Raw genomic sequence first — 13,323 nt, 5'->3', positions numbered from 1 at the left:
CGGAAATGTCTGTCAGAATGCTCATACTGCTTTTCCCTTTTTGATTATTCTCGGTTGAAAATGCCTTTCGGCCTTACTTACAATATATCCTTTCGCTCTGCTTTTCTCTTGTACTAAAATGTTGCTTTTGGAACTTTTTTGCCCTGATTTTTTGAATGTTCCAATTTGAGCTTTTCTGTCGGCCGGAGACGGAATAAAAACTGCTTTCAGGGAAAGAGCTAATTGTTTTAACTGTCTATTGACAATGAATATTATTTAATATATAATTAAATTAAACTCAAAAGACATCCTGCCCAAAGAACAGCCGGAGCCTATACATACAGGCGTCTGGGACGCGGCGGAAGCAAGGACATGGTATCACGCGAAAAGATGCGCATACGGGCGCGGAGACCCCCGTAAATAATATAAAAAGAAGAAGGAGAGTAAGTTATGAGAAGCATTACAACATTAGACCTGCAATATGCACACCGCTTTTATGGGTTCAAGGGCGAAGCCCAGTACCTGCACGGCCATACGGGTGTTCTGACCATTGAAGTGGAGGACAGCGTGAATGCCGGCGTGAACATGGTGTTCCCCTGCAATGAAATTCAGAAAACCGCATGGGACGTTCTGAAAAACTTTGACCACGCGCTGATCCTGCGGGAGGATGACCCCCTGCTGCCTGCGATCCTTGACGTATACGAGAAACAGGGCATCAAAAACGGACATCCCAACAACGTTATGAAGGGCGAGGCGTTTAAGACAGAGCTTGCCACCGCATATCCGGACTGCCGTTTGGTCGTCACTAAGGAGACCATGACCGTTGAGGGCATGATCAAGATCGTTTATGACCTGCTGAAGGATAAGCTGAACATTGCGAAGCTCACTTTTACCAGCGGCGTAAACGCTGCCAGCGCGGAATTTGACACGAAAAATGAAATTGACCGCTGCCCGCTGTGCGGCATTGCGCTGAATGAAAACGGCGTCTGCCCGAAGTGCGGATACAAAAAGCAATAAATCCTCCGGCCGCCCGCGGCTGAAGTGAGGCAAGCGCCCTATGCTGAAAAGCATAGGGCGCTTGCCTGTTTGGGGTGTGTATGCCGCCCGGCGGAGCAGACGGGACGCTGGGGGCTGAATGCAGCATCCCCGTACCCTATTTTGTATGGAGCGGGAGCCGAGCGCCTGCTCTGCTCCTGCTTCCGCTGCGGAAAAGCGCCGCTCAGAAGCCGTATTCGATGGTTTCCTCCCGGTGGGTCTGCGCCGCGCGCCGCGCTGCAAGACATGCGGCTGCGCTGGCGAGCCCGTGCTCCAGCCCAAGCGGGCTGGGCGCGCCTTCCAGCATTTCCGCAAAGCCGCGGGCCAGCGCCTCGTCGCCGCCGAAGTGCACCAGTCCTTCCGGATAATGAAATTGATGGACGGCGGTATGGCGTTCGTCGTAATAGTCCACACGGAGCTGTGCTGTGTAAAAATCAAACTCCGCGCTGGCTCTTGTGCCGATAAAGCGCGCGCCGCGCCGCCCGGCGTCGTTTTTTACAAGAAATGTCTGATGGTATGAAATGAGCGTGCCGTCTTCGCAGGTGAACAGCGCCGCGCCCACATCTTCGTTTCCGGTGTCCCTGGCAAAGCAGCACAGCTCGCCAGAGGGCTCTTCCTTGCGGCGGTGTTCCACAACAAAGCTGCTTTCCGGGCAGGTGCGGTATTCAGGGCAGTCCGGGCAATGCAGCCCCGCAGGCTTGTTGCCTTTGAAATACATTTTGGAGGTGAGGGCGGCCACCGAGACGGGACGCTTGCCCAGGATGTGAGTAATATAGTCGATGTCGTGGGTGCTTTTTTGCAGAAACAGCCCGCCGGTGAGGGCGGCGTCCCGGTACCAGCTGTGATAGTAAACGCCGCCGTAAGGCACATTGTTGACGGCCTGCACGGAAACGACGTCACCCAGCGCGCCGCTGTCCACAAGGCGCTTCATCTCCTGTACGATGCAGGTGACGTGCAGCGGGAAAGAGACCATAACGCGGCCTCGCTGCGCGGGCGGCGCGGCCAGCAGCCGGGCGTACTGCGCTTCATCGATGCATACGGGCTTTTCCAGGAACAGGGGCAGGCCGCGTTCCATCACAAGGGCGGCGTACCGGGCGTGCAGGCCGCACCGGGTGCCGATGAACACGGCATCCAGCGCCTCACGGTCCAGCATCTCCTCCGCGTCCGCGTAATAGCGGGTGTCTGCAAAGCGGCCGTCACGGGCCAGCTGCGGCTGCAGCGTTTCCAGGCGCGGGTCCGCGACAGCGGCCGGCGCGAGAGGAAGGCCCGCGCCGGTAAATGCTTTCATCATGGTCTCGCTGCGCAGGCCGTAGCCGATAAAGCCGATTTTTTTCATGGTGATTCCTTCTTTCCGGTGTTTTTTGACGCGCATGCCCGGACGGCATTGCACTTATTATAGAAAGCAGGATGCCCGCAGTCAAACAAACGGACCAAAGATGCAAAAAAAGAACGAAAAAGATAAAACGGCGGCCGCAGCCGGACGTGAATTGAGAAACGGTATTGTGCTTTTTGATGCGGTACTTTTGCCGAAAAACGGCGCAAAAAAGCAAAACAGGAGATTTTTAACCGAGAAATGCGTCTGAAAAGACAAAAAATGCGTCTGATTTTTTTTGCGGTTTGCGGTATGATAAAAAAGAACAATACAGGACAGGAGGGACCATGGCAGTGCGGATCTATCTGGAAGAAAGCGCGCGGCGGTTTGAGACGGGTGTGCGGGAGCTGGAGGTGCTGGGCGGCTTTAAGCTGGCCGGGGACGGCGTACCTGTGCGCTGGAGTGAAGCCGGTGTGCCGGGCATTTCCTGGGACGGCAGCAGGGCGCAGCTCTCTGGTGCGGGCGAAGCGCAGTTTTTTCGCGGGCTGGGCCTGCTGCGGGAGCGCCTGGCAGGCGGCACGGCTCCCTTTGAACAGACCGAGGCGCCGGTGTTCCGCGGCCTGGGCGCCAGTTTTGACCTTTCCCGTAATGCAGTGATGACGGTGGATGCGCTCAAGCGGATGCTGTGCCGCATGGCGCTGATGGGCTACAACGAGGCTTACTTATATACGGAGGATACCTATGCGCTGCCGGAATATCCGTTTTTCGGCTACCAGCGGGGAAGGTACGGCGCCGAGGATCTGCGTGCGCTGGACGGTTGGGCGGCGGCGCTGGGCATCGAACTGATCCCCTGCATCCAGACGCTGGGGCATCTGGAACGTTTTCTGCATTGGGAAAGCAGCGCGCCTCTGCGGGATACGCCGGATGTGCTGCTGGCCGGGGACGAGGAAACCTACCGGCTGATCGAGGCCATGCTGCGCCGGTGCCGCGCATGCTACCGCACGAAAAAAATACACCTGGGCATGGACGAAGCCATGAATCTGGGCTTGGGCGGGTACTTGAAAAAGAACGGCTATCACGAGAGCTTTGACATTATGCTGCGCCATGTGGAGCGCGTGGGCGCGCTGGCCCGAAAGCACGGCTTTGAGCCAATGATGTGGAGCGACATGTATTTCCGCTGCGCCAGCCCCAACGATGATTACTACGAGGACGACATCGAGATCCCCCAGACGGTAATAGACGCCGCGCCCGCGGACATGACGCTGGTATATTGGGATTATTACCACGACGACGAGGCGTTCTACGACAGATACATCCGCCTGCACCAGAAATTTGCCGCGCCGCTGCGGTTTGCGGGCGGTATGTGGACGTGGCTGGGCCCGGCCGTTGACTATGACGTGTTTTTCAAAAAAGCGGAGCCCGCGCTGCGTGCCTGCCTCGGAAACGGCGTGACGGATGTGATGATCACCACATGGGGCGACGACGGCGGAGAGACGAGCCCTCAGGCGATGCTGCTGGGCCTGCAGGCCTGGGCGGAGTTCTGCTATACCGGCGGGATGGACCGCGGGCACATCTGCCGCAGGCTCGCCGCCTGCACGGGCGCGGACGGGCGGGCGCTGGCGCGCATCAGCGCGTTCAACAAAACGCCGCTTCTGGACGCTGAAAGCGATCTGCCCAATGCCGCAAAATTTCTGCTGTATCAAGACCCGCTTTTGGGCCTGTACGATTTGGATATCGAAGGGCTGGGCTTTGCGCAGCACTACGCCTCGCTGGAGGCGGAGTTTGCCGCGTATGCGCAGGAGGGCGGCCAGTGGACGCTGCTGTACCGTTTTTATGAGCTGCTGGCCCGCGTGCTGAAAAACAAGGCGGAATTGGGCCTTGGGCTGTACCGCGCTTACCAAAAGCAGGACCGCGCCCGGCTGGCATCGCTGGCCGGACAGGCGCGGCAGGCCGCAGAGGACTGCGGAGCGCTGCGCACATGCTGGCGGCAGCTGTGGATGGCGGAATGCCGTCCGCAGGGGTTTGAAGTGCTGGAGCTGCGGCTGGCCGGCGTACAGGCCCGCCTGGAAGCGGCCGCCGCTCGAACGGAAGACTGGTGCGCAGGCAGCGTGCAGCGCCTGGAGGAGCTGGAGGAGGGGCGGCTGCTCCTGCTGCGCACGCCCGGCACCAGCCGCCTGCACGGCGTGTATTTCTGGCGCGAGATCGCAAGCGCATCCAAATGCTTTTGAGAACAGGCGCCCCCGCGCCGCGGCCCGCGAAAGAGCCGGAACGGGGAAAAGGGAAAGGGATGGTTATGCAATGAAAAGAATCACGATGGTCATCGCAGGCCTGGGCGGCCGCGGCCACGACATTTACGGCAACTATGCCATGGAGCACCCGGATGAGGTGGAGATCGCTGCAGTGGCGGACCCGCGTCCCGAGCGGCTGGAGCTGGCGCAAAGGGAGTGGAACATCCCGGCGGAGCGCTGTTTCGCAACGGCGGAGGAACTGTTTGCGCAGCCGCAGCTGGCGGACGCGGCGGTCATCGCCACGCAGGACCGGCAGCATGTCGTCCATGCGGAGGCCGCGCTGAAAGGGGGGTACCATTTGCTGCTGGAAAAACCAGTGGCGGTGGACATTGAGGGCTGCCTGAAGGTACTGCGTTTGGCGCGGAGGTATCAGCGCCATGTGGTGGTGTGCCATGTGCTGCGCTATACGCCTTTTTACAATGCCATCAAGCGGATCATCGAGGACGGCCGCATCGGCGAGGTGGTAACCATCCAGGCCATGGAACAGGTGGGCTACTGGCATCAGGCGCACAGCTATGTGCGCGGCAACTGGCGCCGAGCGGACGAATCCAGCCCGATGATCCTGGCAAAGTGCTGCCACGATATGGACATTCTCATCTGGCTTACGGGCAAGCGGGCGCGCTATGTAAGCTCTTACGGCAACAATTATCTGTTCCGTGCGGAAAAAGCCCCCGCGGGCGCGGCGCAGCGCTGCATGGACTGCGCTGTGCGCGCCGGCTGTCCCTACGACGCGGTGCGGTATTATCTGGAGAGCGGCCGCACCAGCGTACGCGCGGGGCGCGTGCACTGGCCCATTAACGTGCTGGACCCTCACCCCACACCCGAGAACATCGAGCAGGCGCTGCGCACCGGCCCCTACGGCCGCTGTGTTTATCACTGCGACAACGACGTTGTGGACCACCAGGTGGTAAATATCGAGCTGGACGGCGGCACCACCATCAATTTTACCATGTCCGCGTTCACCGAACGGTGCTACCGCACCATCAAGGTGATGGGTACCCACGGCTGTGTGGAGGGAAATATGGATCTCTCCCACCTGGTGTGGCACGACTTCTTCGGCCACAGCGAAGAAATGGACCTGAATGTAACGGACGGTTCCATGGCCGGGCATGGCGGAGGAGACGCCGTTATGGTGAAACAGTTTGTAGAACTGCTGGCCAGCGGGCGGGACGACGAGATGCTCTCTTCTGTGGAACACTCCATCGAAAGCCATCTGGTGGCGCTTCTGGCCGAGCGCTCCCGCCTGGAACATGGCCGCAGCCTGCCCGTGGAGCTGTGAGCATAGTTCGGAATTTGTCTTTTTTGTTAAGGAGATCGTTTTTTGATGCTTCAATATTGAAAACAGAATGAATAAAAAAGGACTCTGTTTTGCAAATGATTTAAATTTCTTTGTTCATTTTGCTGCAAAAATATGATAATATTTTTTGATGGTGCCGGAAAACAGTAAAACAAGCGCCGAAAAAGACAAATACATTGCGCGGCGTCCTTGTTATACTGAAAGTGCAGAACAGGAAGGGCGACGCAGCCTTTTCCAAAGGATCTTTTAGGAGGAAAACGCAAATGAAAAAAATATTGGCACTCTGTCTTGCGCTGACGATGGCACTGGCTGTGTTCGCCGGATGCTCGGGCGCAGCTTCTTCTTCAGCGCCGGCCGCCGGCTCCGCCAGCGGCTCTGCTTCCACAGGCGGCTCTGCCACCGGCAAGCAGCTTTCGGGCAAGGTCGTGTACTGGTCCATGTACAACGAGGGAGAGCCCGAGGCAATGGCCATCCAAAAGGCCGCTGATATGTTCATGGAGGACTACCCCGACTGCGAGGTGGAGATCCAGTGGATCGGCCGTTCCAACCAGGACATCACCGGCCCGGCGCTGGAGGGCGGCGAGCAGCTGGACATCCTGGACAATTTTTCGTATGATAAGAGCACGGACCGTTATCTTGACATCACGGACATGATGAACGAGCCGGCCCTCGGCCAGGAGGATATGACCGTGGCCGAGAGCATTCTGCCGGTGCTGAATCTCGCCAACGCCCAGGGACAGGAAAAGGCCGGGCTGGAGACGGACAAATACTACGGCGTGCAGATGTTCCCCTGGGTGGTGGGCTTCTTCTACAACAAGGATCTGTTCCAGCAGGCGGGCATCACCGAAACGCCCGAGACCTGGACGGAATTCATGGAAGCATGCCAGAAGCTGAAGGACGCGGGCATCAATGCCGTCACCTGTGATGACGCATACATGACGCTGATCCCCAACAACTATCTGGCCCGCCTGGTGGGCAGCGATACCATCGCAGCCATGAGTGCCAGCGCGTCCGACCCGGCGTGGCAGTCCGAGGAAGTGAAGCAGGCGTTTGCCGCCATGGAGACGCTGTCGCCGTTTATGTCCCCGCAGACAGCCACCAATAAGTATCCCGCCGGCCAGCAGGAATTCGCGCTGGGCGAGGCGGCCATGTACCTGAACGCCAGCTGGATGCCTTCCGAGGTGGCCGACACGGCGGGCGAGGACTTCCCCTGGGGGTTCTTCGCGTTCCCGCAGGTGGAAGACGGAGCTGAGGGCAGCGGCTACGTTTCCGTCGGAGGTGTTCCCCTGGCCGTATACAGCGGCTCCCCGAACCCCGAGGCGGCGAAGGAGTTCCTGCGCTATGTGGCGTCCAAGGAAGTGCAGGACTATCTGGCCGAGCAGGGCGGCGCTCCGGCGACCGTCGGCTCCGAGTGGCCCGGCGCCCGTGCCGAATGCACGGATGTGATCGCTGCTGCGGACAAGGTGGCCAGCCTGAACTGCGACCTTTCCAGCGAGTTTGTGAGCGCAGTGTTTACAATGGAGATGAACAAGGTGCTCACCCAGCAGACGACGGCCGACAAGGCGGTATCCACCCTGACGGGCGAAGCTTCCAAATATTGACGCCGGCCGGATAAAACAAGGAAACAGGATAGGGATGCCGGCCGCGCACAAATGCGCGCCGGCATCCGCTTTTTCAAATGATACAGCCAGGGGGCAGGCTTCCCGGCAAAGCAACAAGGAGGGGCAGCGGTGAAAAAAGGGCTGCGCAGAATGTATCTGGCGTTCCTTTCGCCCGTGGTGATCGCATTTTTAATCGCTTATCTGTATCCCGTGCTGCGCACGGTTCAGATGTCGTTTTTTGAGGTGTCGGATATCAGCGCCGCGCGGGATACCTGGGAATTCGTAGGGCTTTATAATTATGTAGACCTGTTCAGCCGTCAGCTGTTCCGGGTATCGTTCAAGAATATGATGCTGATCTTCCTGGCGGGAGGCGCGGCGGTATTTCTGATCTCGCTGTTTTTTGCCTGGGTACTGCACAAGGGCATGTTCATGGGCAACCTGTGGCGCAACCTTATCTATCTGCCCACGGTCATCACGCCCGTGGCCATGATCACGGTGTGGACGCAGTATGCGTACAACAGCCGGTACGGCCTGCTCAAAACGGTGTTCGAGGCGCTGGGCCTGGACGGCCTTGCGGCCATACCATGGACAAGCACTCAATACGCGTTCTGGTCCATGCTCATCGCTTTCTGCTTTTGCAGCATCGGCGGCAACCTGCTGGTGTACATGGCCGCCATGAAAAAGATCCCGGACGACCTGTTCGAGGCGGCGTTTATGGACGGCGCGACGGAAGGAAAGATTTTTTTCCGCATCACCCTGCCGCTCATCGCGGACAATGTCAAAACGCAGTTCACCTTCTGGACCATCGGCTGCATCGGCTTCTTTCTGTGGTCCCGCGTGTTCAGCGTGGTCCCGTCGGACCCCACGACCATCACGCCCGCCAGCTATATGTACGACCAGATCTTCGGTACGTCCATCAGCTCGAATGCGGTGGCGTCGGGCACGAACGTGGGCATGGGCGCGGCCATCGGCGTGATGCTGTGCCTGATTACCGTCGCGGCGATGGCGCTCATCAATCTGATCTTCCCGAAGGAAAAATACGAGATGTAAGGAGGACGGCCCCTATGCAAAAATATCCGTCTTTCTGCCTGCGGCAGAAAAGCCCTCCCGCAGGCCGCGTCAGCGGCTGGGCGGGAAAGGCAGTGCACGTTCTGGGCAAGGCTCTTATCCTGTGCTGGTGCGCCTTCACGGTCGCACTCATCGGCTGGGTGGTGCTGGCGTCCTTCACGCCCACCCGGGACATCTTCCAAAACGACCTGCTGGCCGCCGGGCTGGACCTGAGCGGCTATGAAGTGGTGATGGAACGGTATCACATCATGGATTATTTCCTCAACAGCGTGCTGTACACGGTCTGCGCCTGTGCGGGGCTCATTGTCTTCTGCGCGCCCGCGGCTTTCGTGATGACGAAGTTCGTGTTCCGCGGCCGCCGCCTGTTCCAGACACTGTTCTCCGTTGCGCTGGGCCTGCCGGGCGTAATGATCCTGGCGCCGCTGTACATGATGCTGGTTCGGGCGAACCTGCACAATTTCCGCGGCACGCTCATCCTGGTCTACCTGTGCACGGGCATTGCCGCGACAACGGTGTATCTGATGGGCTTTTTCGCCACGGTGCCCATGACGGTGTTTGAATCCGGCCTCATTGACGGGTGCAGCCATATCACCTCGTTTTACAGGCTTATCCTTCCGCTGGCAAAGCCGGGGATCGTGACCATCACCATCTTCAATTTCATCGGATACTGGAATGAATATATCTGGGCACTGGTGTTCTCCGGCAAGCAGGCCAACCGCACGTTGGCCGTGGCACTGCAGACGCTGGTGACCAGTATGCAGACGACAGGCAATTATCAGGGCCTGTTCGCGGGTGTGGTGATCGTATTCGTGCCCACGGTGATCATTTATGTGCTGCTGTCCAAGCAGATCATGTCCGGCGCAACGGCCGGCGCAGTCAAAGGATGAGGAACGATGCTCAAGCCGGTACCTGTCGAGCCAGTGCTCAGCGTGAAAGAGCTTTATACGCTGTATTATTTTCACCATGAAAGCGGTTACCGCTTTGCGGGAGAAAGCCATGATTTCTGGGAAATTATTTATGTGGACAAGGGGCGTGCCAGCGGCATCAACGGCACCGAGCCCTATACGCTGGAAAAAGGGCAGATCATTTTTCACCATCCCAATGTTTTCCACAACTTCCGAACGGACGGCGCGCCGGACGCTGAGGATGGCGCGGACTGCGATATCTTTGTGGTATCCTTCAATGGCGAGCTGGAGATGCTGGAGCAGTTCAGGGACCATATTTTTACCCTGAGCATGCACGAGCGCCATCTGTTCCGGGAGATGATCGAGGAAGGAAAACAGGTATACGATAAGCCCTTCGGCAAAAATCTGGTTTACCGGAAGGATGCGCCGCATGAACCGGAGCATCTGCCCGGCGCAAAGCAGATGATACGCAATCTGCTGGAGCAGCTGCTGATCTCGCTTTACCGCAAGCAGCAGGAATGCCCGGCACAGGTGCAGTCGCTGCCCATGCAGTCTCTGGGGATGGAGTATCAGATCGTACGCCAGGTCGTCACCTTTCTGGATCAGAACATCTACAACAACATTACCTTTGTGGACGTTGCCAGCCATTTCAACCTGAGCGAGACGCAGCTGAAAAAACTGTTCCGTGAGGTGACGGGATACAGTGTGATGCAGTACTATCGCAAAAGCGTGGTGGGGCGTATCGAGTATCACATCCGTCAAATGGACAAAAATTTCACCGAACTGGCGGATCTGTTCAACTTCAGCTCCATCCACTATTTTTCCAAGTTTTACAAGCGCGAGACAGGGCACACGCTGCGCGAGTATCTGAAAAGCTCGCAGGACGTGAGCCTGCCGTAGCGGCAGAAAACAAAACTAAACCGCGCCCGGCCGTAACAACGGCCGGGCGCGGTCATTTATGTTGCTTTGTTATGATTCTGTCGCTTTTTTTCAAAGATAGGTCCAGATTCTTGCCTGCTGCAATCACCGGAGAGTATGATGAAAACAGAACAAAAAAGGAGTGATGCGGAGATGGAACAGATCGTGCAGACGCGCAGTGTCCCTGTGATGGGAAGCTATGACGTTGTAGTGTGCGGGGGAGGCCCCGGTGGCTGGGTCGCAGCGGTAGCCGCTGCGCGCGCAGGCGCCCGTACCGCGTTGGTAGAGCGCTATGGGTTTGTGGGCGGTATGGCTACGGCGGCCCTTGTAGTGCCGATCAGCGTATTCACCTACAACGGACAGCTGGTATGCGGGGGGATTCCCTGGGAATTCGTACAGCGTATGGTGGAAGCCGACGGAGCGGAGGTAGAGCATCCGTTGGGGAATATTTCCCATGATCCGGAATGCTATAAATTGATCGCGCAGCGGATGCTGCTGGAGAGCGGCGTTGATTTGCATTTTCACGCAGTGCTCACAGGCTGCGTCCGGGAGGACAGCAGGATAACGCATGTGATTTTGGACACCAAAAGCGGTCCCAGGGCGCTGGAGGCAAAATATGTGATCGACAGCACCGGAGACGGCGATCTCTGCGCTATGGCGGGTGTGCCGATGCAGGAAAATACAATGCCGCTTCAGCCGCCTTCCCTGTGCTTTTGTATCGGCGGCGTGGATACGGACGCTCTGGAGCTGATCCATCATGAAAAGCAGGGGCTCAATTATCACAATCTGCGCGTCCAGACAAAGCTGCGTGAATTGGCTGAGACGGAGGATGTTCCAGTATTCGGCGGCCCTTGGTTTTGCAGTATTCACCGCGACGGCAGAGTAATGGTGAACATGACCAGGACGCCCGCGGATATGCTGGACCCTGCCCAGGCGACCCGTGCCGAATGCAGGCTGAGGGAGGACGTACACGCTTTTGTAGCGTTGCTGAAGAAATATTTTCCGGAATTCAAAAACGCAGAACTGCTGTTTACCGCCGCGCAAACGGGCGTGCGCGAGACCCGGCATATAAAAGGCGAACATGTTCTCACCGGAGAAGAATATTTGAATGCCGTACATTTTGAAGACGCCGTAAGCCGGGGAGCGCATCCCATTGACATCCATACCGCCGGTGACACGACGCAGAAGTGCCAGTTTCTAAAGAACGCGGCCTATATCCCTTATCGTTCCCTGATCGTCCCGGGCTTCGACAATCTGCTGGTGGCGGGGCGTTGTTTTTCAGCCGACCAGGTGGCTTCAGCCTCGGTGCGGGTGCAGGCCTCGGTGATGGGGCTGGGCCAGGCGGCGGGCTGTGCCGCCGCCCAGTGTGCCTGTGCGGGCACGAGCGTGCACAAAGCCGATGTGCACACGCTGCAGGCCATGCTGCGCAAATGGGGTGCGCTGATTTAAAGTAGCATCAGGGCTTTCAAAAAGCAAAGCAGGCGAATAGATTGCATGGGCATAGGAAATGAGGGAAGAGGATGACGACAGTCGACTACAAAAAAAACGTACCGGTGCTGGGCTCTTATGAGGTCGTGGTAGCAGGGGCAGGCCCGGCGGGGATATGTGCGGCGGTGGCAGCGGCCCGCAGCGGGGCGCGCGTGGCGCTGGTGGAACGTTACGGAGTATTGGGAGGAAATCTGACGGCCGGTTATGTCGGGCCGATATTGGGTATGGTCGGCAGTGGGACCATGCGGGATGAGCTGATGGCCTTGCTGGGGGTACCGGAGAATGATATGATCGGAGAGGTGGGCGTCGCCCACGATATGGAACAGGCCAAACGGGTTCTGGCCGAATTTGTTTCATGTGAGAATCTTGATGTATTTCTGCAGACGCCCGTCGTGGACGCGCTTATGGCTGGCGCCTCTCTGGAAGGGCTGCTGGTGGCAACCAAGGAAGGGCTGCGCGCCATGGAGGGGAAAATCGTGATAGACGCCACCGGGGATGGCGACGTGGCCTGGTTTGCGGGCGCTCCTGTGGAAAAGGGGCGCGCCGATGGACTGATGCAGCCGGTGACTCTGGAATTTACACTGGATGGTGTGGACGAGAGCCGGGCTGTGGCATGTATTGGCGACGTAGACGATGTGGAGCTGAACGGTGAGCGGTTTCTTGATTACTGTGCGCGCTGCGCGCGGCAGGGGCTGCTGCCGGAGCAGCTGGCGGCTGTGCGGCTGCACCGTACCACGCATCCCGGACAGCGGCAGGTGAACACGACACAGCGCAACGGCATAGACGCTACTTGCGTGCGTGCGCTTTATTCCTCGGAGCTGGAGCTGCGCCGCCAAATCGACATACTGGTGCATTTCTTTCGGGAGAATCTGCCCGGGTATGAAAAATGCAGGTGCATTGCCAGCGGCGCTACGCTGGGCGTGCGGGAAACACGCCGTGTGATGGGGGAGTATACTGTTACTGCGGAAGAATTGGCGGCGGGAAAGCGCTTTTCTGATGTGGCGGTACACAAGGCCGAGTTCATCGTGGATATCCATAATCCGGAAGGAGCGGGCCAGGCGGAGGAAAGGATACAGTATGTAATGCCCTACGACTTGCCTTACCGCTGTTTTGTGCCGCTCAAGGTGGAGAATCTGCTCACTGCAGGACGGTGCATTTCGGGCACACACCGGGCGCATGCATCTTACCGGGTGATGTCAATTTGCATGGCGATGGGCGAGGCTGTGGGGATGGCGGCGGCACTGTGTGTTCGGGAAGGCTGTACGCCCCGCACTCTGGATGTGAAAAAACTTCAGGCGGCGCTGGAATCAAAAGGAGTAGATTTGTACAGCAAATAATGACGGTATGAAAAAACGGGCGGTAGCATTTTCAGCTGCCGCCTGCTTTCTTTAATGAATAATGCAAAAGCCTCCCGCCGGGAGGCTTTTGCGTG

10 protein-coding genes are annotated in these 13,323 nt (G+C 58.1%); 9 read left to right on the top strand and 1 reads right to left on the bottom strand.

Annotated elements, in window-relative coordinates; genetic code table 11:
- Positions 1-429 precede the first annotated feature (429 nt).
- Positions 430-996: a 6-carboxytetrahydropterin synthase gene (locus tag IIY41_RS13155; protein ID WP_050004761.1), complete on the top strand. Its 567-nt coding sequence runs from the start codon at positions 430-432 to the stop codon at positions 994-996.
- Positions 997-1,198: 202 nt separating this feature from the next.
- Here IIY41_RS13155 and IIY41_RS13150 read toward each other — a convergent pair whose 3' ends face one another.
- The gene (locus tag IIY41_RS13150) at positions 1,199-2,350 is read right to left on the bottom strand and encodes a Gfo/Idh/MocA family protein (protein ID WP_050004760.1); all 1,152 of its coding nucleotides are present in this window, start codon (positions 2,348-2,350) and stop codon (positions 1,199-1,201) included.
- 323 nt (positions 2,351-2,673) lie between these two features.
- On the opposite strand from IIY41_RS13150, the gene IIY41_RS13145 reads away from it, so the two are divergent.
- From IIY41_RS13145 to IIY41_RS13110, 8 genes are all read left to right on the top strand, one after another.
- Positions 2,674-4,554, top strand: coding sequence for a beta-N-acetylhexosaminidase (locus tag IIY41_RS13145; protein WP_205457373.1), 1,881 nt, complete (start codon positions 2,674-2,676; stop codon positions 4,552-4,554).
- Between the two features lie 70 nt (positions 4,555-4,624).
- Positions 4,625-5,893 (top strand): Gfo/Idh/MocA family protein, encoded by a 1,269-nt coding sequence (locus tag IIY41_RS13140; protein ID WP_117461029.1) that lies wholly within the window; start codon positions 4,625-4,627, stop codon positions 5,891-5,893.
- Between the two features lie 281 nt (positions 5,894-6,174).
- Positions 6,175-7,512, top strand: a complete 1,338-nt coding sequence (locus tag IIY41_RS13135; protein WP_050004757.1) for an ABC transporter substrate-binding protein — start codon at positions 6,175-6,177, stop codon at positions 7,510-7,512.
- Positions 7,513-7,641: 129 nt separating this feature from the next.
- Positions 7,642-8,562, top strand: coding sequence for a carbohydrate ABC transporter permease (locus IIY41_RS13130; RefSeq protein ID WP_205457372.1), 921 nt, complete (start codon positions 7,642-7,644; stop codon positions 8,560-8,562).
- Between the two features lie 14 nt (positions 8,563-8,576).
- On the top strand, positions 8,577-9,467 hold the full coding sequence (locus IIY41_RS13125) for a carbohydrate ABC transporter permease (RefSeq protein WP_009325227.1): 891 nt from the start codon (positions 8,577-8,579) through the stop codon (positions 9,465-9,467).
- 6 nt (positions 9,468-9,473) lie between these two features.
- Complete coding sequence (locus IIY41_RS13120; RefSeq protein WP_009325226.1) at positions 9,474-10,385, top strand: AraC family transcriptional regulator; 912 nt, start codon at positions 9,474-9,476, stop codon at positions 10,383-10,385.
- Positions 10,386-10,556: 171 nt separating this feature from the next.
- On the top strand, positions 10,557-11,852 hold the full coding sequence (locus IIY41_RS13115) for an FAD-dependent oxidoreductase (RefSeq protein ID WP_009325225.1): 1,296 nt from the start codon (positions 10,557-10,559) through the stop codon (positions 11,850-11,852).
- Positions 11,853-11,923: 71 nt separating this feature from the next.
- Positions 11,924-13,228, top strand: a complete 1,305-nt coding sequence (locus tag IIY41_RS13110; protein WP_009325224.1) for an FAD-dependent oxidoreductase — start codon at positions 11,924-11,926, stop codon at positions 13,226-13,228.
- Positions 13,229-13,323 lie beyond the last annotated feature (95 nt).

It is taken from the genome of Ruthenibacterium sp. (genome assembly GCF_017421385.1).
In the GTDB taxonomy this organism is placed as follows: Bacteria; Bacillota; Clostridia; order Oscillospirales; family Ruminococcaceae; genus Ruthenibacterium; species Ruthenibacterium lactatiformans.
This window is presented reverse-complemented; position numbering and strand designations above follow the sequence as displayed.